We start from the raw sequence: 23,782 nt of genomic DNA, 5'->3' as shown, positions 1-23,782 counted from the left end.
CATTGCTTTAGTGCAGATATGAAAAAAGGCCTGATAAATCAGACCTTTTAGAATGTGGCGGTGAGTGAGAGATTCGAACTCTCGATACGTTGCCGTATACACACTTTCCAGGCGTGCTCCTTCAGCCACTCGGACAACTCACCGTATTGTAGGTTGGTTTCGTTAACCAACGAGGCGCTAATTTAATGATTCTATAGGGTTAGGTCAACCCTAACTCTGAAAAAAAGCACCTTAGAAAGGCTGTTTGCTCACTAACTGACTAATTCGGGTAGGAATCCGCCGTTTAAGCTTGCTGATAATAGCCCGGAACGCGAAACCATTTGCGGCACATATCTAGGAAGTAGCCGTAAAGTACCCCCATTCCACAAGACACAACAGCGTTCGAAGTGACTGCGGTAATGATCTGATCGGTCGATGCGCCAACGGTAAATAGAATTGCAGCGTAAACTGGCGATTGGAACAACACGTAGGCGACTAAGTCGGACACGTTTTTCATGAAGCCAGAGCCCGAAACGCGCTTACCTTGCCTAAGCATGAAATCACGGAATACACCGTAAGGCCAAGCGATCGCGATGTTAACAGGAATAGAGAGCGTGCGCGAAGCAAGGGATTGTTCAAACGTCATTCCAGAAATGAAGATCTCTATGATCATTCCTGAAACAAAACAAAATACGACCATTGCGAATGTATCCGCGGCGGCATGACGAATACAGAAAGGAGCTCGTACTCTCATTTACCCTTACCTTTAGAACAATAAACTAAACAACAACCTTACAGGCAGAAAAATGAGCTGGCTAAAATTCAGTTAACCAGCTCATATGACTATTAAATCATTATTTTTAAAGCATTAGGCTCTATATTTTTACTTAATAGGTAAATAAATAACCAAAACAAAGACTAACTGAGGTATTAATCACTACAACAGCCCCAAATTAGGAGAATTTATGATTAGCAAGCAACAAAAGTGAAAGTTAATTACAGTGCTCTGCAAGCATTACCGTTATCACGTCTACATCGCTCGAGCTCGGGTCTTCTTTCAGCTCTAGGCTTCTCCTTACGCTTGCCAAGCGGTTTTTGAGCTCAACTTCAGCGTGCCTTTCAATCACAGAAGAGACTGAATCGAGCATTTCTAGCGCCCTTGCATGTTGCTTGTTTTCTATTTCAATACATAAGCTCACTAACATTTCTTCAGACAAACGTTGCTGAGAATCGTCCATGTTTTCAGGATGATATTGGTAGAGCTTATTGGCATAACGATAGAGCGCATCATCAAGTTCGCTTTCATCGATCGGTTTGGCGACTATGTAGTCTGCCCCTACCCCAAGCATGCGTTCACGCGTTTCTTTAAATACGTCGGCAGTACAACCAAAGATAAGCACCGACGATTTTTCTCCACTCATGGCACGTATGCCTGATATCGATTCGACGCCGTCCATTACTGGCATATGGTTATCCATAAGTACTAAGTCGTAATGATTGGCCGCCATCATCTGCAAGGCAATTTCCCCATTTTCGGCACATTCACAAGTGAAGTTTTTGTTCTTCATGAAAGTTTCAATGATGATGGTGTTGGTGCGATTATCTTCAACAATAAGGACTCTAAGCCCTTGGTAGTTGAGCTTACGATGTACTGGCACTTCAATAGACCCCGGCGTGCCCTCATCGATGTGTAGTTTCACTTCAAAACTAGTGCCAATGCCAACTTCACTGTTCACGATAATATCGCCACCATTGAGCTCAACAATTTGCTGAACAATGGCAAGCCCCAACCCAGTGCCCCCAAAACGGCGCGTGGTGGAAGATTCAGCCTGTTCAAAAGGCCTGAAGATCCGTTCTTGAGCATCCTTAGATATACCGATACCGGTGTCTCGCACCCTTATGTCTAAGTACAACTGATCCTCTTCGTAGTGCTCTTTTAAGTACACTTCAACAAAGCCACGAGAAGTAAACTTGACTGCATTATTGAGTAAGTTAAACAAGATTTGCCTTAAGCGTGCTTTGTCAGAATGGTACCAACGGTCGTGCGGGATCTCTGAATAGACTTTGAACTGCAACCCTTTCTCGGTACACAACGTATGGTACACACTGTTAATGCTGCCGATGATCGACTCTAGTGGGAAGGCGGTTTTATCTAGCTCCAAATGCCCTTGCTCAATTTTCGAGAAATCAAGGTTCTCGTTAAGTAGCGTCATCATATGATCGCCCGAATCATACAGACTGTTTAGGTGCTTTCTTTGCTCTGCGTTGAGATCGCTCTTAAGTAATATCTGCGCTGTACCTAACACACCGTTCATTGGCGTTCGGATCTCGTGTGAGAGCGTGGCCAGAAATGCACTTTTTGCTTTGGTGGAGGCTTGCGCTTTGACTTTTTCTGCTTCAAGGAAAATGGTTTTTTGATTGAAGGTATCGATGAGGTGGCGGATTTCGTCGTGACTGTTGTAGGTCAGTTCAATAATGCCGCCCTCTTTTGAGTCGTCGACTTTTTTCGCAATTAGGATAATGGGTTTAATCAAGTATTGATTGAGTAGGTAGTACCCGACCATCACACACAGTAGAAGAATGGGGATGATGCCAAATTCCACTTTCGATACTAGGTCATAAACTTCTTCATTTACGGTCAGTTTCGAGTTAACGACGTCCACCGTCCATTTAAAGCCGCCAAACTCATTTTTGCTGATGTAAATATCGTCGGTTTTTTTGAAGTTGTGCTCAGTAATGACTTCCCCAAAACCATCTCGAAGTATCACGCCCAAATCATATTCTTCGGCGTGCTGGCGAACAAATCGAACCAAATTGGAAAGTGCCAAGTCTACCGTTGCAACCCCAGCGAACTGCCCTTGAACATAATATGGCATGGTTGCTGTTATCATCTGAACATGAGTATATGAGTCGATATACACTTCAGACCAAAATACGCTGCCTTCCGGCTTATCTACCGCAACCGCATACCAAGCTTCGTTATTGTAACCGCCAGCTGCTGGGTTGTTCCAAGATTGAATTTTGTCGACTTTTCCGTCTGATGCTCGGTTATAAAATAGCCCCGTGTATGCAACGTCAGGGTCCACGCTATAAGGCTCAGGCCAGATACCACCACTTGCGGCAATGCCATCTAATGAACTAAATATGGCTCTGAGTACTTTATCCTGTTCCGCCTGAGACTGCCCTGCTTGACCAAGGCTAGCAATACTTTGTAGTAAGCCTAGCGAGCTATTCAATGGCTCTTCGATTTCGGCAGACAGCAACTGGGTCCGTAAATCTAGGTTTTGCTCGAGCTTAGCACGCGCAGGCGGCTCTACCACGTAATAGCTTACGGTGCCTATCGTCGCGATAAAGAAACACAAATACACTCCTAGGGCGAGTATGCTTTTGCGTTTTAATGAGGAGCGTATTTCCATATAACCACTTGAAATTTTTCCGTTTGTTAAAAATTATAGTGAATAATCTACTACATCAAGTCTTTTTCGTACGTGTCCGCCTTGTTACTATAGTGCCAAATTCAATAATCACCGATGGATTCCACTTTGACATTACAAGAAATCTTAGCGCTGCCAGAGTTAGAAGGTAAGCTACTTAACCAAGCGAGAACTCAAGGTTTTGTAACCGCGATGGCTGCTGCTCCTAACGTTTTAACCCCACACGAATGGCTACCTTACCTATGGGGCGGTGAAGAAGTGGCACCGTTTTCCGATGGCGAACAGCTTGAATGCTACATCGAACATATTATTGAAATGTGGAACGCATACCGCCCAGCACTTTTTGATGGTTCTTGGGTGTGGCCAGAAGGTTGCGAACTCGATGAAGAAGAGATCGTAACGGAAAGTGCCCGTGACTTCTGTGAAGGTGTACTACAGGGCTGGCAGTTAGCACGTGACGACTGGGAAACCATCATGCCAGAAGAAAGTGAAGATAACGCGCTATTAGGTGGCGTGCTGCTTTCTCTGAGTATGCTTTATGATCCAGAGACATCTATTGCAGCATTGCAAGAGCAAGGGGTTGAAGGCCTCGATCAGTTCGAAGAGATCTTCAATGCAATCCCTGTGATGCTATGCGGCTTAACTCAACGTGGTTCTACGTTGGTCGAGCAGCAATAACACGTCAAGATATAAATAAAAAGCCCTCACTACTGAGGGCTTTTTAGTTTGCTCCAATCGAACGCTTCTATACGCTCGTCCGCAATGTAGAATAGCTTCGCGCCTGCTGGTACAGCTTGGCTGAGATCGGGGTTGAGTTCTATTCCTTTACCAAGGTCAATAGCAATAAGCGTTGCATCATGGGCTGATTTCATGAACATGAACACCGACTCAATCCGTGTCTCGTTGGCATCTTGCGGGTACACTGTTGAATATTGAGTCATGCCTCTGGTCGAGGCTAAAAGCTCTTGGTGAAGCACGCTAGAGCCAGGATCAACCGCAGCTTTTGCCAGCATTTCAGCTCCTACAGCCGGAATACATTCCGCGTTAGGACAATGTTGGCTCAACAATGAACTCAACGCTTCATCTTTGAAATACGCCAACAAATGCGCATTAGGATTGCGGTTAGAAGAATAAAGCGCTGCAGAAAGCGTTACATCGTCTTCTAAGTTGTCGACAATTATGCAGCTGGCCTTCTCAATATTGACCTTGTCCATCTCCTGCCCGTCGGTGTAGCTATTTACACGCACAAAGCCTATCTCGCCCGGCAATGGGTTCTCAATATCAGAGCGGCTGCACAGGGTAATTGGTCGTTTCCCCGCTTCCTCATGTTGCAACATCCGTATCAAGTGCATGGTACGTTGCCCGTTCCAGCCCAATAGCAATATGTGGTTCTCCACGCGCATTCTCCGTTTTCCTAAAATTCCTGCTCGCCAGTATTCAATCACTCCGCCAGCTATGCGTCCGAGTACAGCGGCAAACAAGCTTAATCCACCAGGGATAACAAACAGTGTCACTGCCCACTTTCCAGCATCGGAGACTGGTGAATAGTCGCCGTATCCAACTGTTGAAGCTGTCACCATCAAGTAATAGAAGAACAATGATACGTTGTCGGTAAGCTCATGTTCCCCCGCGCGTTCCAGCAGGCCCCATGAGATAAAAATGTAGGCCAGCGTGAGCAATACAAGATTTCGGTTGTTGATCTTGAATAAGCTTGTTCGCATCCATTTCTTAAGATAAAGCCATAGAGTCATCGTTTACCTAATTCCATTTACTTCTAGAACTCTTTCTATACATAGATATATCAGATAATTAGAACCTCGTCATGACTCACTCCTCATGTAATGCGACTTTTCTGCGCACGGGGAAGATTTAGTAGGAGTAATCATCACATTCAAAAGCCCCACACATACAAAAAAGCCTCACATCTGTGAGGCTTTATTGAGCGTAGTTTGATTAGTTCACTTTAGTCCAAGCCATTTCCCAGTGGGAACCAGTGCCCGGCTCATACTGAGTAGCCGTTGGAGACCACTGTTTACAATAGCCAGACTCTGGGAAAGGTTTACATTGGTATACTCGTCCATCGCTAGCCAGAACCTTAGTACCATCAGTGTAACTCTCTAAACCTTGTGGGAATACAAAGTCATAATCATCCGATGGCGGAGGCGTTACGTCTTCGTCAACTAAGTGGAAATCTTGCGTTTGCTGATCAACAAGGTTGCCACCCGCGTCTTTCACACGGCTAACTAACATATGATGACCCGGCTCAGATTTGCTGAGTTCCAGAACAACATCTTCACTTGCACCGTTTTTAATGTCGCCAGTCCAGCTTGCTAGTGGCTCTTGATGGTGGTTGTAAACCGTCAGCTCAGCGTTAATATCACCTTCAGCCGTTAAGGTAAGATCCAGAGTAGTTGGCTCGCTAGAGATAACATACTCTTCAGCTAAGCCTTCGACCGCAAGATCGTAATCCGGCTCAGGATTTAAGATGTCATATCCAATTTCGACACTCTCTAATCCACTGCCTGATTTCAGGTAGACAGGGTTAGTACCAAATACAGGAGTAAAGCTACCCTCTGAGTACTGGCCTGCTTGCAGCTTAGTTTGCTCTTGGTTGATCTTAGTTGCTAATGCGTAAGACCAGTTTTTCGCTTTACCCAATGTTTCGTTGGTGATCTCTAGCTCTGTACGGTAGCTGTCATTTTCGCCCACTTGGTCAAATACACGAGTGTATACAGTGTCACCGACGCTAAGATCCATAGTCGGGTTGATCTGACCACCTTGGCTCCAATCAGGAATTTCCGGATCATCACCATCGAATCTTACGTCAATGACGTTGTAAAATGCGGCAGCAGTATCGCCCACATCCCATACCGCAAGAATCACTTGATAGCCTTCGCGCTCTGGCACATTACATTGGTGACTAACCTGCATCGGTGGCTGAGTCATATTTCCATCAACAACACAAAATGGTGTTAGATCAAACGAATCGCGCGAAAGCGCTGCGTTTGGATTCCAGTCTGGCTTAGTAATGTAGTATTTCCAATCACGAGTAACGTGGTTAGCCGTGAACGTCCATTCAAAAGTCTGGACTCCAGACTGAATAGGACGTTTAACCCAACGGTCTGCTGTTTGTTCATCAAGTGCTACTGCTAAACTCGTTTCTGCACTTGCGATTTTCCCATCTCGAGGGCCGGCTTCAGGGAAGCCTTCAGGCCCTTCAACACTCTGTGGTTCATACTGGATCGCACCACAATCAGTGTTTTGTTCTTTAGTGTCTGGCGCTGGAAACTTACATAACGCAGCACGGCCAGCAGCCACCCCGCCATTCACCTCTGATACGTAGCCGTGAGCAAACGCACCTGAGCTTAAGCTCGCAAGAGCCAACGCTAATATTGATTTATTTGGTAATGATTTCATCACATGTCCTCTAAATTGGCTGACAAATTAATGCCCCACCTCGGCGCATGCTGATCACTTAGATACAGCTCATCTTCTCCATGTATAAAAACATAAGAGTCGATAAATCTAAGTGGCAACCCCGCTATCATAGGCATTGGTAACCCAGTGCCGACAGACCGGAAGCTTTGCGTCCCACCCTTTCGAATGGTTTGCCGAAATGTGATTGAGCGAACGGAATTTAGCGCAATAACATGCGTATGGAAAAGACATCAATTCACTGATGGAATCATTATCCCAAATTGATATTTAACCGATAAATTGTATCGCCAAATTAGTATAAATAAGCTATGTAAGTATATGTTTTAATTAGTAATAATCGCCAATTTAATTCATAAATTAAATACAACAAGCAATAAGGATATCAGCGGTGAATCTAATGAGTATTAGTCCAGCATAGAAGTAGCGCTCACTAGACGTAAAAAAGCCAGTCATAAGACTGGCTTTCGTTATTTGAACTTGATCAGAAGTGTTAAGCGTTACCTTTCACCTGCAAGTTTAACTGCTCTGCAAAATCAAGCATGCGGTTAAGCGGAATAAGGGATTTAACACGTAGCTCATCATCGACGAAAATTTCGTGCTCTTCACCACCATCACGTAGCGCTTGCTCAATCGCTTTCAAGCCATTCATTGCCATCCAAGGGCAGTGAGCACAACTACGACATGTTGCACCCGCTCCGGCCGTTGGCGCTTCAATGAGCTCTTTCTCTGGCACCAATTGCTGCATCTTAAAGAAGATACCTTTGTCAGTTGCCACAATCATTTTCTGTTGCGGTAACTCTTTCGCTGCTTTAATAAGCTGGCTAGTAGAGCCAACCGCATCAGCCAAAGCAACGACACTTTCTGGTGATTCTGGGTGAACCAAAATTGCTGCTTCTGGGTATAAGCCTTTCATCTTACGCAATGCGTCAGCAGAGAACTCATCATGAACCACACACTCACCTTGCCAAAGAAGCATATCTGCGCCAGTTTGGTTAGCTATGTAAGAACCTAGGTGACGGTCTGGCCCCCAGATGATTGGTTTATCTTCGGCGTCTAAGTGCTCTACGATTTCTAGTGCGATACTGGAGGTTACCACCCAATCTGCGCGCGCTTTTACCGCAGCAGATGTATTGGCGTAAACAACGACAGTATGGTCGGGGTGAGCATCGCAGAACTCAGTGAACTTGTCTGCAGGACAACCTAAGTCTAGAGAACACTCAGCTTCCAGCGTAGGCATCAAAATGCGTTTTTCTGGCGTTAGAATCTTAGCGGATTCACCCATAAAGCGAACGCCCGCAATCACCAATGTGCTCGCCGAGTGGCGGTTACCGAACTTAGCCATCTCAAGTGAATCACCAACAAAGCCGCCGGTTTCTTCTGCGAGTGCCTGAATTTCAGGATCGGTGTAGTAGTGTGCGATCAAAACCGCGTCTTTTTCTTCCAACAGAACCTTAATCTTCGCGATATACGCTTGTTTTTGTTCGTCTGTCAGCGGGACTGGTTTTGGTGGGAAAGGGTAAACTGTATCAATTGTATCTAGTATGTGGCTCATTGCTCTTGCTCTACGCAACTTCCAGTAATCCGAGTATTGTAACCCCTCTTAGCTAATAAGATCAAAGTAGATTCAGGTTAGCTTGGGAAAAGGAAAGTTCACGCTGCAACCTATAGCGTATAACAGAAAGACATTTAGCTAATAACGAAGCAAAAGAGGCGGCATTACCAATTTGGTAAAGCCGCCTCTTTAAGTTGAAATAGCCGAGTTACTTGCTCAGCCTTTGCTTAGCAACATTGGCAGAAGCACTACCTGGATACTCGTCGATCGCTTGCTGGTAGTATTTCTTAGAAGCTTCAGCATTGTTGTTTCGCTCTGCGATGTCGCCAAGCTTAACTAGAGAATCCGCTCGTTTGTTTGAGTCTTTGTAAGTAATAACCGCTGCAAAACTCTTCACCGCTTCTTTATCTTGCTTCTTAGCAAAATAAAGTTGCCCTAACCAGTAGTGAGCATTAGGCGCGAAGCTTGAGTCTGGGTAATCTTTTTGAAACTGCTCTAATGCGACGATCGCACCTGAGTAGTCTTTCTGTTTTAGAATCATATCAACAGCATTCTGATAAGCCGTTTGCTCATCAATATTGCTACTGAACGTCCCTTTCGGCTCATCTGTTTTGGAGTCGACTGGTACTACTTTCGCCGCGTTTTTCATTTCGCCACGAATTTTATCGAGTTCGATAAATAGCTCGCGTTGACGTTGCAACATTTGCTGCATGTCGTAGCTATTTTTTTCTAATTGACCGCGTAGTTCGCTGATCTCAAGAGACATATCATCGATCTGTTGTTGCATTTGCAACTGAACTTGATTGCGATTGGCAAGCAAGCGCTCCAGACGTTCGATGTCAGTTTCTGATGAAGAAGAACTTACAGGTTGGGATTTCTGCGCGGGTGCTTCACTGTTAAGGTCTGATACTGGAGCTGGTGCAGCGAACGCAGTGTTCGCTGCACTTGCCAGTAACGTAAGCGTAACAACGCGCTTAAAGTTACTGAACATGAGGCGTATCCTCGATTAGTATACTAGAACTGCGCGGCGGTTCTTAGCGTATACTTCTTCAGATTGGCCTAGTAGAAGAGGCTTCTCTTCACCGTAGCTAACGATAGAGATTTGGTCAGCTTGAACACCTAGAGCTTGTAGGTACTTAGCTACAGCTTGTGCACGACGCTCACCTAGAGCGATGTTGTACTCTGGAGTACCGCGCTCATCAGCGTGACCTTCGATAGTTACTTTCATGTCTACGTTTTTGCTTAGGTACGCAGCGTGCGCAGCTAGCATTTCTTCGTAGTCACCTGCAATAGTTGCATTATCGAACGCGAAGTAAATTGTTTGAGTTTCGCGAAGAGCTTGTTCTTTAAGCTCTTGCTCAGTAAGTTGGCTGTTCGCATCGATTGGTGAAACAACTGTAGTATCTACACCATTTTCTGAACCAGCTGTAGTTTGGTTAGTTTCAGCACCAGATGCATCTGTTGCTTCATCACTTGAACTACATGCTGTCACTGCTAGTACAGGTAGCGCGATTAGTAGCCCTTTAAGAACTTTATTAAGTTGCATTTTATTTTCCTTACTTATTGATACTTACTTGCTACAAAAACGGTGACCACGCAGGCGCTCTAACACGCCCGTTTGTTGCCGGTAATCTAGCTTTAAAACGTCCGTCTATCGACACCATCGAAAGTACGTTGGTTGTATTGTAGATAGAGCTGTAAATGACCATGCCGCCATTAGGAGCAATACTTGGAGACTCGTCAAGCAAAGTCTTAGTCAGAATTTGCACTGCCCCCGTTTCCAAATCTTGTTTAGCCAAGTTAAAGCCCGAATTACTGCGATTCACCATTACGAGGAATCGACCATCAGGAGTAATTTGACCACCTAAATTCTGGCTGCCTTGCCAAGTAAGACGGTTGGTCGCACCGTCTGCCAAATTTACTTGATATATCTGTGGTTTACCACCCCGATCCGAGGTAAAGATTAACGAATTACCTTCAGGATGCCAGAATGGTTCCGTATTATTTGATCTACCGCGTGTAATTTGTGTTAGTTTTCGTGTTTTCAGGTCCAAAGTGTAGACATGTAGGCTACCCGTTTTGGATAACACCAACGCTAGTTTACTGCCATCTGGAGAGAATCTTGGCGCACCATTGTGACGTGGGTATGACGTCACTTTCTCTCGCTTACCAGTGTAAATATCCATGATAAATATTTCAGCTTGGCCATTTTGGAAACTGACATACGCTAATTTTTTAGCATCAGGAGACCATGCTGGAGACATGAGCGGCTGCTTTGAGCGCAGAACTAAGCGTTCGTTGTAACCGTCATAATCCGCAACACGTAGTTGATACGGGTAGGCGTCTTTATCTTGTACAACAACGTAAGCGATACGCGTTAAGAAAGCGCCGCGCTCACCTGTTAGCTCTTCATAGACCAGATCAGAAATGCGATGAGCATATTCACGCAGACGTGGACCAGGAACAGTAGCACGTTTGTTGAACAGAACATGATCTTTCGACAACACCAACTGGCCATCGTCACTCAGTGCTTTACTTTGGCCACTGGTCAATTGCCCTCTTACCACATCGATAAGTTGGTAATTGATAACGTAGTTGTCGCCCTCACCCTTGGTAATCGAACCTGTAAGCATTGCGTCGACACCGAGTGTCGACCAAGCATCGAAGTTCACATCAGCTTCTGAGTAAGGGGTTTGTGGCATCTTTGATGTTGCCACCGGGCTAAATTTACCACTTCGTTGTAAGTCTGAAGCGATAACAGCCGAAACGTCATGAGGAAGTTTTCCACCTTCCCATTTAAAAGGGACGATCGCTATTGGGCGCGCTGAGTTAATACCATCAGTAATGACCAGCTCCAATGCAGCATTGGCAAGCTGCATACTACTCGATGCGATGAGTAGGAATCCTAAAATTAATCGCTTAATCACAAGCTTTTCCTTTTTACTCCGGTACTACCGTTAGATTAATGTTCTTGAGTTTCTCAACGACGTCTGGCTCATCTTTTGGTAACGGGAATGTCCCAACCTGAGCCACTGCACGTTTCGCTGCTGCACAAAGCCTATTGTCACCATCAAGGATATTTAGCTCACCCACGATAGCACCAGCACCTGTTGGTATCAGGCGCAAGTTAACTCGACAAGACTTTCCCCTGAAACTGTCCTCTATGAGAAGATTTTGCTGAATCAGCTGTGTATAAATTGCGCCATAGCGATCCGTTTCGCTTGATACATATTGAGCTCGAGCAGAGCTGTTTTGCGCAGCTTCGGATTCAAGCCCAGCGAAGATGTCATTCAGAGCGGCTTCCTGCTCTTTACGCTCTCGCTCTAAGCGCTCTAGACGCTCTTTCTCTTTACGAGCCTTTTCAGCTGCCTCTTTTGCAGCCTTCTCTTTCGCTATGCGCTCTTTCTCTGCGCGTTCGGCCTTCTCTTTAGCTTCTTGAGCCGCTTTTTCTTTCGCAATTCGTTCTTTTTCAGCTTTAGCAATTGCGGCTTCTTTAGCTAAACGCTCTTCCTCAGCTTTGCGAATCGCAGCTTCTTTCTTTTTGCGCTCAGCTTCGAGTTTCGCTGCTTGCTCACGCTCTTTTTTCACTCGTGCTTCTTCGGCTTTACGCTCTTTCTCACGCTGAATTCTTTGTTGCTCAGCTTCACGAGCGGCTTTTGCTTCTCGGGCTTGCTGCTCTTTCAGCTTACGAATACGTTCTTCTTCTGCTTTGCGGCTTTTCTCTAGCTGCTCGCTCTCACGGCGTAGCTTATCAAGGCGAGCTTGCTCTTTTTTGGCCGCCGCCTCACGCTGATTACGAATTTCTTGAGCTTGCTGACGAACCAATTGCGGATCAATCACCACAGCTTGAACCATATTGCCCGCAGGCTCTGGCTTAGACATGGTAAAGTCCGTACCAAATAGCAGCGCTGCAATCAAAACGGCATGCAGGCCCGCAGAGATAGCAATCGGCTTAGTAATATCGTTCTTTTTCGATTTCTGCTCTTTCATGAATAACAGTTCTATTCCCTGATATCCGTCAGCAATCCAACTTTTGGAATACCTGCGCGGCTCAATTCATCCAGCACTAAAACAACTTCAGCGTATGAGGTCGAGGCATCGCCGCCAACAGCCACTGGTGAATCAGGCTTGATAGATAACTCGGCTTTGACTCTCACTACGATGTCTTGGATAGACATTCCACGCTGTACTTCTTCATCATTCACGCTTAATCCTAGGTTTCCATCCTTGTCGATTTCCACGATGATAAAGCTGCTGTCGCTATCCCCAGCCAGTTCGGATGCAGGTTTAGCTGTCGATGTTTTTGGCAGTTCGACGTCCACGCCTTGCGTAACGAAAGGAGACGTCACCATAAAGATAATCAGTAAAACCAGCATAACGTCGATGTAGGGTACAACGTTAATCTCTGCTGTCATTTTACGTTTTTTAGGTTGGTAACCCGCCATGCTCTATTCCTTTCCAGCCATCGCCTGACGGTGCAAGATGCTGTGGAACTCTTCAGAGAATGTTGCGTAGTTATGCTCTAACTTACCAACCTTACTGCTGAACTTGTTGTATGCCATTACCGCAGGAATCGCAGCAAATAGGCCCATCGCTGTCGCAATCAGTGCTTCCGCGATACCAGGAGCAACCATTGCCAGCGTTGCTTGCTTCACTTCGCCTAATGCGATGAATGCGTGCATGATCCCCCATACCGTACCAAATAGGCCGATATATGGGCTGATTGAACCAACAGTTGCTAGGAATGGTAGGTTAGTTTCGAGTTCATCTACTTCACGAGCTACTGCAACACGCATCGCTCGGCCTGTGCCTTCCATAATGAAATCTGGAGAGTCTGCGTTAGATTTGCACAGGCGCGCAAACTCAGTGAAACCTGAATAAAATATCTCTTCTGTGCCAGAAATATCGTCTTTGCGTTTTTTTACATCTTGGTAAAGCAGCGATAAATCTTTGCCAGACCAAAACTTATCTTCAAATGAGTCTGCATCTTTTGTCGCTTGCGTCAGCACTTTGCTGCGCTTAATGATCATCGCCCAAGAGATAATCGACATACCCAAAAGGATCAACATCACCATCTTTACCAGAAAGCTAGCCTGTAAAAATAGGTCAAAAAATGAAATATCAGCGGTCACTGTGGGTAAACTCCAAAAGTATAGATTGAGGCATCGCTTTCGGCCTCATTTTGTCTGTGTCGATACATGCTACCTTAACCATTGCCTTACACAATATCGCCCCATCAGGATTTACGATCTCCTGACAGAATACAATCGAGGCTTTTTTGAGTTGGGCAACAGAGGTTTTCACGTCTAGTTGATCATCAAGGTGTCCACCTTGAAGAAAATCGATATCGATGTGTCTGACCACAAAGCCAGTCTTTTGTTCCAGAAGTACCTTCTGAGACACCCCTAACGAACGGAGCATTTCAGTTCGAGCACGCTCTAGGAACTTTATGTAGTTGGCATGATAAACCACACCACCAGCGTCTGTGTCTTCGTAATAGACGGTCACTGGCCAATGAAAAATTGTAGCTGTCGATTGCACAACAATACCGAAAGTTAATAGATTACGGGCAGATACTATAACGCAACTCATTACTATTAGTACAAGTGCTAATAAGGGTTTTAAGCGCCAATAGATAAAAAATTAGCGCTGTCTCAAAGAGGCAGCGCTAACTTGAATATAAATTCGGCGATTTTGTAACGAATTCTATCCCAGTAACCTTAACATGGTTAAATAGACCAGAATCGTGAGCGAAAAATAGGGACTAAACAGGACTTGCCACAGCCAGTACCTAGGCTTAAAACCAATCCCATATACCATGCTAGAACACACGGCCCAGATCAGCAACGGGCCAATCACTGCGTTAAAACCGCCGATATGTGTAGCGTAGAGTTCCGGATCCCACATCACCATTGCAACGTGAGCAAACCCTAGTACAAGTGATAAGGCTCTAAATAGAGCCTTATCCATAGGCGCATGTAGCTTAGCTACCTGCTCAGCGAGATTACTCACTGTCTTTATCCATCATTTCTTTGTGCTCTAACCAAAGAGCGTTAATGATGCCGAATGCACATGCTAGAAGTACACCCAAAATCCATGCGAAATACCACATAAAATTTCTCCTAAGTTATTGAACTTCTAGCTTAGTAAGCTGAAACGTCATTATCTTCGATGTGCTTCTTATCCAGACGACCAAACATTTTGTAGTAAGTCCAAGTCGTGTAAGCAAGAATCACTGGTACCATTACCACCGCTACAGCAGTCATCAAGCCAAGTGTTAATTCACTCGCTGTTGAATCCCACATTGTTAAGCTGTGATTCGGGATTAGGCTTGAAGGCATCAAGAACGGGAACATAGCAAAACCAGCAGTGAAAATAACACCAGTGTTCGACAAGCTCGAGAACAAGAATGCAAAGCCACCACGTTCTAAGCGAGACGCTACAACCGCGAGCAATGGCATTACCACACCTAGGATAGGCGCAGCCCACATTGCTGGGTACGTTTCAAAGTTCGCCATCCACGCACCAGCTTGAACCGCTACTTCTTTGTTTAGTGGGTTTGAATCAGCCATTGTGTCTAGTGTGCTTGTGATCACGTAGCCATCGATAGATTGAACCCAGAAGCCACCCGCTACGAATAGTGCAACAGCGATTAGACCTGTGATTTGAGCAACGCCGCGAGCACGCTCGTGTAGTGACTCTGTGGTCTTCATTTGAAGCCAAGTGGCGCCTTGCATCACAAACAGCATCAAGCTTAGTACGCCACACAGTAGAGCAAACGGGTTCAATAGAGCAAAGAACGAACCTTTGTACTCAGACATCAGTAGGCTGTTTAGCTCAAATGGAACACCTTGAAGCAGGTTACCAAAAGCAACACCAAAGATAATTGGTGGAACTGTGCCGCTAAAGCAAAGCGCGTAATCCCAAGCTTTACGCCATTTTGGATCTTCAATTTTAGAACGGTAGTCTAGAGCAAGTGGACGTAGCCACAGTGCCGCTAGCGTTACATACATAGCTAAATAGAATCCAGAAAACGACGTTGCGTAAACTAGAGGCCATGCAGCAAACAGTGCACCACCCGCAGTGATTAACCAAACTTGGTTGCCATCCCAGTGAGGAGCAATGGTGTTCAGCATAATGCGACGTTCAGTGTCGCTCTTACCGATAACAGGAGACAGAGCAGCAACACCCATGTCGAAGCCATCAGTCACGGCGAAACCTACCAGCAGAACACCAATCAGTATCCACCAAATTAATCGTAAAATTTCGTAATCAAACATTGTAGATTCTCCCTGCCTTACGCTTCTACTTGACGGCTAACTTTGTCTTCAACAGACGTACCGTTTTGCTCAAAGTGGTAACGGCCAGTTTTCAGGCTGCTTGGCCCCTTACGAGCGAATTTCAGCATTAGGTATACTTCTGCAATTAGGAACACAGTGTACAGTGCAAGAATTGCAAATAGTGATGTCCAAAGCTCGCCAATAGTCAAAGCAGATGCTGCAACGTGCGTTGGTAAGATTTCACCTACCGCCCATGGCTGACGGCCGTATTCCGCGACAAACCAACCTGCTTCAATAGCGATCCAAGGAAGTGGGATACTAAATAGCGCAGCTTTCAATACCCAAGGCTTCTGTTCGATTTTATGACGGCACGTCTGTACAAACGCAGCACCAAATACAAACAACATGATGAAACCACAAGCAACCATGATACGGAACGACCAGAATAGAGGCCAAACCGTTGGGATAGAGTCATCCGCTGCCGCTTGGATCTGTTCCTCTGTTGCGTCTACTACGTTCTCTGTGTAGCGCTTCAGAAGTAGGCCGTAACCTAAGTCACCTTTCACTTCATCAAATGCTGCTTTGTTTTCTTCAGACTTATCGCCTGCACGCAGTTTTTCTAGCAACTCGTATGCATACATACCGTTGCGGATACGATCAACGTGCTCATCACGTAAGTCGCGAAGACCTGTTACTTCAGTATCGATAGAACGCGTCGCGATAATACCCATTACGTAAGGGATCTTAATTGCGTAGTCTGTTTCCATTGATTCTTGGTTCGGAAGACCAAATAGAGTAAATGCAGCAGGAGCCGGCTCGGTGTGCCACTCTGCTTCAATAGCTGCCAGCTTAACTTTTTGAACTTCACCCACTTCGTAGCCAGATTCATCACCTAGAACTAGTACAGATAGAATTGAAGCCATACCGAATGACGCAGCAATTGCGAATGAACGACGAGCGAATGCCACATCGCGACCTTTCAGCAAGTAGTATGCACTGATACCAAGCACGAACATCGCACCTGTTACATAACCCGATGCAACTGTGTGAACAAATTTCACCTGTGCTACAGGGTTGAAGACTACTTCTGCAAAGCTCACCATTTCCATACGCATGGTTTCGAAGTTGAATTCAGCGCCGACAGGGTTTTGCATCCAGCCGTTCGCAATAAGAATCCAAAGTGCAGAGAAGTTTGAACCCAGTGCAACTAACCAAGTAACCGTCAAGTGCTGACGCTTAGACAGACGGTCCCAGCCGAAGAAGAATAAACCAACAAACGTCGACTCTAGGAAAAAGGCTACCAGCGCTTCAATGGCCAAAGGAGCGCCAAAAATGTCACCGACATAGTGAGAATAGTACGACCAGTTCGTACCAAACTGGAATTCCATGGTTAGGCCTGTTGCCACACCAAGTGCAAAGTTAATACCGAAAAGCTTACCCCAGAACTTTGTCATGTCCTTATAGATTTGCTTATCGGTCATTACGTACAGTGATTCCATGATGGCTAATAGGAAAGCCATACCTAGTGTCAAAGGTACGAATAGGAAGTGATACATCGCAGTGAGTGCAAACTGCAACCGCGATAAATCAACTACGTCAATGTCAAGCATGATAACTCCTATAATGTCGGCTGAAGACATTTCGACATTGTGCAACCAAATGAGTGAATATTAATCATACACACCAAATGTTGAATAAATATAATCCAATGTTGCATTTATGTACTGTTATGGTTAGTTAATTGTTAAGCTGTAGCTAATATAGCTGGAGCTAATATTACTGCTAAAAAATGTATGTTTCAAAAAATTTATAGACGGAAAGCGCTTTGATTTAAATCAACTTTTGTGGCGCATTTTTGCACAGAAAAGCGTCATATTGATATGGATCAACCATTTTTTAGTGTAAATGTTAATTTCAGGTGACGTCTGGCAGGCATTGGATTAATTGAGTAAACGCTAGATTAACAAGCATAAAAATCCGTTAACCCAAAAGGGCTATACATATTGACTCAAATGAGACATGGATCACAAATAAAAATGCCAGACTTTGTGAGTCTGGCACTGAAAACTTATATCTCATTTTTGATTATTTATTGAGCCCGAAGTGTAAGTAAGCTCGATCAGTCGCTATACGTCCGCGGGGAGTTCTTTGAAGGTAACCTTGTTGAATAAGGTAAGGTTCTAATACGTCTTCAATAGTATCTTTTTCTTCACCAATTGCTGCAGCCATATTATCTAAACCAACTGGACCACCGCCAAATTTCTCCATAATGGCCAGTAATAGCTTTCTATCCATATAGTCGAAACCTTCTGCATCGACATCAAGCATATTTAGGGCTTTATCCGCGACATCCGCACAGATGTGTCCGTTGCCCTTCACCTCAGCGTAATCACGAACGCGGCGAAGTAAGCGGTTTGCAATACGCGGCGTACCACGTGCGCGACGAGCAACTTCCATCGCGCCTTCTGCTTCCATCGAAAGATTCAAGCAATCAGCACTACGCTGGACGATGTGCTGCAAGTCTTCAATCTTGTAGTACTCCAAACGCTGAGTAATACCAAAACGGTCGCGAAGTGGTGACGTTAACGAACCCGCTCGAGTTGTCGCACCAATCAACGTAAAAGGAGGCAAGTCAATTTTGATTGAACGGGCAGCTGGCCCCTCACCTATCATGATGTCCAATTGGTAGTCTTCCATCGCAGGATAAAGTACTTCCTCGACCATTGGACTTAAACGGTGAATCTCATCAATGAACAGGACATCATTTTCTTCAAGGTTAGTCAGTAGCGCTGCCAAATCACCGGCTTTTTCCAATACCGGGCCAGATGTGGTACGAATGTTGACTTCCATTTCGTTCGCGACAATATTTGCCAACGTGGTTTTACCCAAGCCTGGAGGGCCAAATATCAGCAAATGGTCGAGCGCTTCGTTACGAAGCTGAGCCGCTTTGATGAAAATTTCCATCTGATCACGAACATGATCCTGACCTTGATAATCGGCGAGCTTCTTCGGACGTATTGCTCTATCAATAACGTCTTCTTCTTTAAAAACTGGATTGTCTGGTGCGATCAAACGATCTGCTTCAATCATATATAGTTATCCAATCAGCAGTGTGTCTTAAGCATGTTTACGAACAATATCTAAGGGTACTACACCATAGATTTTAGCGCTTCACGGATCAAACTTTCACTGCTCATATCTGGCTTAGCAATTTGTGACACAACTTTCGATGCTTGCGTCGGTTTGTAGCCAAGTGCCAAGAGTGCACTGATCGCTTCTTCTTCAGCATTTGGCTGCTCGGCAACCGGGGCAGAGTCGATTGGCGCAGCATCGGTAGCAGGCGTAAATAGATCACCGGCGCCCCAGCCTTTAAGGCGATCTTTCATTTCTACAACCAGACGTTCAGCTGTTTTCTTACCTACCCCCGGCAACTTAACCAAGGTAGAGATGTCTTCACGCTCAACGCACGAAACAAATTGGCTTGCCGTCATACCCGACAGAATACCTAAGCCCAATTTAGGGCCTACGCCGTTGGCTTTAATCACTTCGCGAAACAAAGCGCGTTCTTTGACTGTATTGAACCCATAAAGCAATTGAGCATCTTCACGCACCACAAAGTGGGTGTAAATCACGGCTTCTTCACCGACATTTGGTAACTCGTAAAAGCAACTCATCGGCATTTGAACTTCATAGCCAACGCCATTCACTTCAATTAATAACTCAGGCGGTTGTTTTTCAATAAGTAAGCCACGAAGACGTCCAATCACAATTAGTTCTCTTTAGAAATGAATTTGCGACAGAATAATAAAGAACTGGATAGACATCCAGTCCTTTTAGTCATTGGAAAGCTAAATTTTAGAGACGACTTGGTCGAGTTGGTAAGTAAGTTGACGCATTGAGTCCACTTGTTCATTCAGCTGGCTACCATTCTGAGCCACGACTTCGGAAATGCTTTTGGTATTAACGACGCTCGACGCCACTTCGCTGCTGGCTTCATCCAGCTCTTTCAACGACTCCATCTGCTTTGCCATAATGTCCGCTAGTCCGTTAACATCCGTCGATATGGTCGTGACTGCGCTGATAATCGCATTCATTGTTTCGGCGCTAGACGTAACCACTTCCTGCCCATGCTTTACCTCTTGCTCACTGCGGTCAAGTAGGTTTCGGATCTCTATCGCTGAATGACTACTTTTAGCCGATAGTTCCCTAACTTGCTCTGCTACCACAGCAAACCCCCGTCCTTGCTCGCCGGCGCGCGCCGCTTCAATGGCAGCATTCAAAGCCAATAAATTTGTTTGCTCTGCCACCGAAGTGATGAGATCTGCCACTTTCATGATCTCTTCATGGCTGGTTAATATTTGGCTAATCGCAGAGGTCGACGCTCTTAACAGTTCTGAGCTCTTCGCCGCTTGCTGGTGCACCTGATTACTACGCGCATGCAACTCATCGACAAATTTACTCGACTCCTCGACACCTAAAGCCATGTGGTGAACCTGTTGGCTCATTTGCTCTGCAGCGCTCGCCTGCGATTCACAGTTAATATTGAGTTGGTTTACTTGGCCATCGAGTTGTTGGGACTGCTTTTCTATCACAACGGAAACATTTTGCAGCTCGCTAGAATTCGTCGTCGCTTGTTCCAAAACATTGGCAAGACGTTCTGCTCCGGTTTGAGCTTGAGAAGCCACCACTTCACTGTCTTGTTTCGCCTTCTCTGCTATTGATATCGCTTTATCTCGCTGCTTTGCGGTAAACGATTGGGCTATGCAAATCACCACCAACGGTAGCACTGTACCCGACCAGACTTCGACGCGGCTAGCAGAGTCGCTCAGTGTAAGCTGCGGAAACTGTACCCCACCTAAGTGCTGAAAGGTCATCATCGCAGAGAGTACTATTACGATCGTACTCCAAGTCAGAGCCGTAATCCGCGTTCCAGACAAGAAAAAAGCAACGATTAATAAAGGCACCCAAAATGCTTGGGTTGAATCAACAACCCCACCACTTTGATAGATGATATTGAGCGCATGTACGGTCATGCCTACAAAGCCAATATTTAGTGCTAGTGCCGGTTGTTTAGCAAAACGAAGTGTCGCTGCGGAAGCAAGTTCTAACGCGATGAGTAACATAGACGTGAATATCAGCGCTTCATGGCCATGTTTTGACCACTTAATAAAACTATAAATACCGACAAGAAATGCGATAAATGTGAAAAGCGATAAAATCTCTGCTTGGCGCTGTTGGCTACGCTGCCAATTATGCTGAGAAGGCATGCATGCGGCACGCCATAGAGTAGCTGGGTTCATTGCCAATCTTCCTTGATTGATTCTAATTAGACCTCCGACCACTATATTCATGCAACATTTTAATAACAAACCACGCTATCAAAACTGTTTAATATGTCTCATTTTTGACCAACATGTCTTTCGCTTAAGTAAGACTCCCCAATTAGCGATAACGACCTTTCTTGGCGCCGCTTGCCTTACCCGCCAGAGCAACCAAGGTTTTGTTCGTGTTGGCATGACAGATCGCAACACCGAGTGCGTCGGCCGCATCGGCTTGGGGTTTGGCTGGCAGCTTTAACATATGCTGAACCATATGCTGCACCTGCGCTTTATCAGCTGCACCTGTGCCTACCACCGCTTGCTTGATAAGCCTTGCCGCATACTCATAAACGGGAAGATCTGCATTGACTGCTGCAACTATGGCGCTCCCTCGAGCTTGGCCAAGCTTCAAGGCTGAATCGGCATTTTTCGCCATAAACACCTGTTCGATGGCAAACACATCCGGCTGAAACTGAGTAATGATTTCTGTTACCCCGGCATAAATCTGTTTCAACCTTCCGGGCAACTCTTTCTCAGAAGTACGAATACAGCCGCTTCCCATGTAGTGAAGGTGACGACCTTGTTGACGAATAACGCCATAGCCTGTGATTCGCGAACCTGGGTCAATGCCTAGAATAACCGTCATGCAATTCCTATCTTTTTGCTACTTCTTTCATTAAAACAAAAACTCCCGCCAGAGCGGGAGTTTTTTCTAAGATATTAGAGCTTACTCAGCGCCTTTATCTTTCGCTGCCGTAACCGCAATGGCTAGCTCTTCTAGAGCTGCTGGGTTAGCTAGGCTTGGCGCATCTGTTAGCAGACACGATGCATTGGTTGTTTTCGGGAACGCGATAACATCACGGATGTTCTCGGTACCACAAAGTAGCATTACTAGACGATCAAGACCGAATGCTAAACCAGCGTGCGGTGGCGTACCGAACTTCAATGCATCGAGTAGGAAACCAAATTTAGCTTGTTGCTCGTCTGCTTCGATACCTAGGATATCGAATACTGCTGACTGCATTTCTGCGTTGTGGATACGTACAGAACCACCGCCCACTTCGTAGCCATTTAGAACCATGTCGTATGCGTTAGAGTTCGCCGCTGCCGGGTTAGCTTTAAGCTCTTCCGCAGTCACACCTAGAGGCGATGTGAATGGGTGGTGCATCGCGTGTAGGTTACCTTCGTCGTCTTCTTCGAACATTGGGAAGTCAACGACCCATAGCGGAGCCCATGCAGACTCATCGGTTAGCTCAAGATCAGTACCTAGCTTCAGACGAAGTGCACCCATTGCTTCAGATACCGTGTTTGCTTTATCAGCGCCAAACAGAATGATGTCACCAGATTCTGCTTGAGTACGATCTAGAATACCGTTGATTACGTCTTCGCTTAGGAACTTAGCTACTGGAGATTGGATACCTTCCATGCCAGCAGCACGGTCGTTCACCTTCATCCAAGCTAGACCTTTCGCACCGTAGATACCAACAAATTCACCGTAGCTGTCGATTTGCTTACGAGTCAGCTTAGCGCCGCCAGGTACGCGGATTACCGCTACGCGACCTTTCTCGTCGTTAGCCGGGCCAGAGAATACTTTGAATTCAACATCTTTCACTAGATCAGCAACGTCTACTAGCTCTAGTGGGTTACGAAGGTCTGGCTTGTCAGAACCAAAGCGACGCATCGCTTCAGAAAATGGCATCACTGGGAATGTACCTAGATCTACGTTTAGTAGCTCTTGCCACATATCGCGAACCATTTTCTCAGTAGTCGCGCGAACTTCATCAGCCGTCATGAATGACGTTTCGATATCGATCTGAGTAAATTCTGGTTGACGGTCAGCACGTAAGTCTTCATCACGGAAACACTTAACGATTTGGTAGTAACGGTCGAAGCCAGACATCATTAGCAGCTGTTTGAATAGCTGAGGAGACTGAGGAAGCGCGTAGAACGAACCTTTATGAACACGGCTAGGTACTAGGTAGTCACGTGCGCCTTCTGGTGTCGCTTTCGTTAGTACTGGTGTTTCGATGTCTAGGAAGCCATTGTCATCTAGGAAACGGCGAACAAAGCTAGATGCTTTAGCACGTAGTTTGATGCGATCGCTCATTTCAGGACGACGAAGGTCAAGGTAACGGTACTTTAGACGTTGCTCTTCTGAGTTCTTCTGGTTGAAGTCTAGAGGCAAAACATCTGCGCGGTTAATGATTTCAAGGCCTTTCGCGATGATCTCTACTTCACCTGTCGCCATGTCTTTGTTTACTTGGCTGTCAGGACGAACGCGGACTTCACCCGTTAATTTGATACAGAATTCATTACGAAGTGTGTTCGCCACTTCATACGCATCTGCCATATCTGGATCGACAACTACCTGAACAACGCCTTCACGATCTCGCATATCGATGAAAATAAGACCGCCTAAATCACGGCGACGGTTAACCCAGCCGCAAAGTTCTACAGTTTGTCCTGCAAGGGACTTGTTCAGGTGACCACAGTAATGGGTACGCATAATGAATTTCCCAATCTCTTAATATTTGTTGATTACTCTCTATCGGCCTGATTTTGACCAATAGAGCAAAGTTCCATTTATACGCTGAAAGTCATTTCAGATCGACTGTTCAGAATACAATTTATTGCTATTTATTATCTCTTGGTGCTTATTAGGCTAACAAATAGACAAAACTACACCTAACAGAGAAAATTTGTGCGGATTATAGCGCGAGATTACCCTTTTCTTCAAAACTCTCGTAAAGTAGTCCTCAACAAGTTCAAAAGCGTTGAAAA

Annotated in this window: 22 protein-coding genes, 1 tRNA gene and 1 riboswitch; of the genes, 1 reads left to right on the top strand and 22 read right to left on the bottom strand. The window is 45.5% G+C overall.

Translation table 11 applies throughout. The features are described from left to right. Positions 1-55: 55 nt before the first annotated feature. The 3 genes from ACXABW_RS05395 to ACXABW_RS05385 form a co-directional block, all read right to left on the bottom strand. Positions 56-143 (bottom strand) — tRNA-Ser (locus ACXABW_RS05395). 140 nt (positions 144-283) lie between these two features. Beyond that, entirely contained in the window at positions 284-733 is a 450-nt protein-coding gene (locus tag ACXABW_RS05390) for an L-alanine exporter AlaE (RefSeq protein WP_457524378.1), read from the bottom strand. A gap of 238 nt (positions 734-971) precedes the next feature. Continuing rightward, positions 972-3,395, bottom strand: coding sequence for an ATP-binding protein (locus tag ACXABW_RS05385; RefSeq protein ID WP_457524377.1), 2,424 nt, complete (start codon positions 3,393-3,395; stop codon positions 972-974). Positions 3,396-3,521: 126 nt separating this feature from the next. On the opposite strand from ACXABW_RS05385, the gene ACXABW_RS05380 reads away from it, so the two are divergent. Beyond that, positions 3,522-4,091: a UPF0149 family protein gene (locus ACXABW_RS05380; RefSeq protein WP_252030325.1), complete on the top strand. Its 570-nt coding sequence runs from the start codon at positions 3,522-3,524 to the stop codon at positions 4,089-4,091. A gap of 29 nt (positions 4,092-4,120) precedes the next feature. Here the strand turns inward: ACXABW_RS05380 and ACXABW_RS05375 are convergent, their stop codons facing one another. The 19 genes from ACXABW_RS05375 to aspS form a co-directional block, all read right to left on the bottom strand. Continuing rightward, on the bottom strand, positions 4,121-5,164 hold the full coding sequence (locus ACXABW_RS05375; RefSeq protein ID WP_457524376.1) for a potassium channel family protein: 1,044 nt from the start codon (positions 5,162-5,164) through the stop codon (positions 4,121-4,123). A 202-nt stretch (positions 5,165-5,366) separates the two neighbouring features. After that, positions 5,367-6,830, bottom strand: coding sequence for an N-acetylglucosamine-binding protein GbpA (gene gbpA, locus ACXABW_RS05370; protein ID WP_457524374.1), 1,464 nt, complete (start codon positions 6,828-6,830; stop codon positions 5,367-5,369). Positions 6,831-6,941: 111 nt separating this feature from the next. Next, positions 6,942-7,036: riboswitch (cyclic di-GMP riboswitch) on the bottom strand. A gap of 305 nt (positions 7,037-7,341) precedes the next feature. Next, complete coding sequence (gene nadA / locus ACXABW_RS05365; protein ID WP_252030320.1) at positions 7,342-8,403, bottom strand: quinolinate synthase NadA; 1,062 nt, start codon at positions 8,401-8,403, stop codon at positions 7,342-7,344. 208 nt (positions 8,404-8,611) lie between these two features. After that, positions 8,612-9,394 (bottom strand): tol-pal system protein YbgF, encoded by a 783-nt coding sequence (ybgF, locus tag ACXABW_RS05360; RefSeq protein WP_265687391.1) that lies wholly within the window; start codon positions 9,392-9,394, stop codon positions 8,612-8,614. Positions 9,395-9,409: 15 nt separating this feature from the next. Beyond that, positions 9,410-9,949, bottom strand: coding sequence for a peptidoglycan-associated lipoprotein Pal (gene pal, locus ACXABW_RS05355; protein ID WP_252030316.1), 540 nt, complete (start codon positions 9,947-9,949; stop codon positions 9,410-9,412). A 31-nt stretch (positions 9,950-9,980) separates the two neighbouring features. Continuing rightward, entirely contained in the window at positions 9,981-11,330 is a 1,350-nt protein-coding gene (tolB, locus tag ACXABW_RS05350) for a Tol-Pal system beta propeller repeat protein TolB (RefSeq protein WP_252030314.1), read from the bottom strand. Between the two features lie 13 nt (positions 11,331-11,343). Continuing rightward, positions 11,344-12,393 (bottom strand): cell envelope integrity protein TolA, encoded by a 1,050-nt coding sequence (gene tolA / locus ACXABW_RS05345; protein WP_252030312.1) that lies wholly within the window; start codon positions 12,391-12,393, stop codon positions 11,344-11,346. 11 nt (positions 12,394-12,404) lie between these two features. Continuing rightward, positions 12,405-12,848: a protein TolR gene (tolR, locus tag ACXABW_RS05340; RefSeq protein ID WP_457524372.1), complete on the bottom strand. Its 444-nt coding sequence runs from the start codon at positions 12,846-12,848 to the stop codon at positions 12,405-12,407. Between the two features lie 3 nt (positions 12,849-12,851). Further along, positions 12,852-13,535: a protein TolQ gene (tolQ, locus tag ACXABW_RS05335; RefSeq protein ID WP_457524371.1), complete on the bottom strand. Its 684-nt coding sequence runs from the start codon at positions 13,533-13,535 to the stop codon at positions 12,852-12,854. Next, entirely contained in the window at positions 13,525-13,944 is a 420-nt protein-coding gene (gene ybgC / locus ACXABW_RS05330) for a tol-pal system-associated acyl-CoA thioesterase (RefSeq protein WP_457524369.1), read from the bottom strand. The genes tolQ and ybgC overlap by 11 nt, the downstream gene beginning before the upstream one ends. A gap of 165 nt (positions 13,945-14,109) precedes the next feature. After that, positions 14,110-14,415, bottom strand: a complete 306-nt coding sequence (ybgE, locus tag ACXABW_RS05325; RefSeq protein WP_457524367.1) for a cyd operon protein YbgE — start codon at positions 14,413-14,415, stop codon at positions 14,110-14,112. Next, entirely contained in the window at positions 14,408-14,515 is a 108-nt protein-coding gene (cydX, locus tag ACXABW_RS05320; protein WP_457524366.1) for a cytochrome bd-I oxidase subunit CydX, read from the bottom strand. Before cydX ends, ybgE begins: the two co-directional genes overlap by 8 nt. A 31-nt stretch (positions 14,516-14,546) precedes the next feature. Beyond that, a complete protein-coding gene (gene cydB / locus ACXABW_RS05315) occupies positions 14,547-15,683 on the bottom strand; it encodes a cytochrome d ubiquinol oxidase subunit II (protein WP_457524365.1) in 1,137 nt (378 codons plus the stop codon). 17 nt (positions 15,684-15,700) lie between these two features. Beyond that, positions 15,701-17,293 carry a cytochrome ubiquinol oxidase subunit I gene (gene cydA / locus ACXABW_RS05310; protein ID WP_252030300.1) on the bottom strand — a complete coding sequence of 531 codons (1,593 nt, stop codon included), beginning with the start codon at positions 17,291-17,293 and terminating at the stop codon, positions 15,701-15,703. Positions 17,294-17,768: 475 nt separating this feature from the next. Continuing rightward, positions 17,769-18,773: a Holliday junction branch migration DNA helicase RuvB gene (gene ruvB / locus ACXABW_RS05305; protein WP_457524364.1), complete on the bottom strand. Its 1,005-nt coding sequence runs from the start codon at positions 18,771-18,773 to the stop codon at positions 17,769-17,771. A 59-nt stretch (positions 18,774-18,832) separates the two neighbouring features. Next, positions 18,833-19,450 (bottom strand): Holliday junction branch migration protein RuvA, encoded by a 618-nt coding sequence (ruvA, locus tag ACXABW_RS05300; protein WP_252030296.1) that lies wholly within the window; start codon positions 19,448-19,450, stop codon positions 18,833-18,835. Positions 19,451-19,531: 81 nt separating this feature from the next. Next, complete coding sequence (locus ACXABW_RS05295) at positions 19,532-20,983, bottom strand: methyl-accepting chemotaxis protein (RefSeq protein WP_457524363.1); 1,452 nt, start codon at positions 20,981-20,983, stop codon at positions 19,532-19,534. A 142-nt stretch (positions 20,984-21,125) separates the two neighbouring features. Then, positions 21,126-21,647 (bottom strand): crossover junction endodeoxyribonuclease RuvC, encoded by a 522-nt coding sequence (ruvC, locus tag ACXABW_RS05290; RefSeq protein WP_252030292.1) that lies wholly within the window; start codon positions 21,645-21,647, stop codon positions 21,126-21,128. 81 nt (positions 21,648-21,728) lie between these two features. Beyond that, positions 21,729-23,507 (bottom strand): aspartate--tRNA ligase, encoded by a 1,779-nt coding sequence (gene aspS / locus ACXABW_RS05285; protein ID WP_457524362.1) that lies wholly within the window; start codon positions 23,505-23,507, stop codon positions 21,729-21,731. Positions 23,508-23,782: the final 275 nt, after the last annotated feature.

The sequence above is a fragment of the Vibrio paucivorans genome (assembly GCF_054053395.1).
The sequence above is the reverse complement of the archived record's forward strand: the minus strand, read 5'-3'. Positions and strand labels throughout refer to the sequence as shown.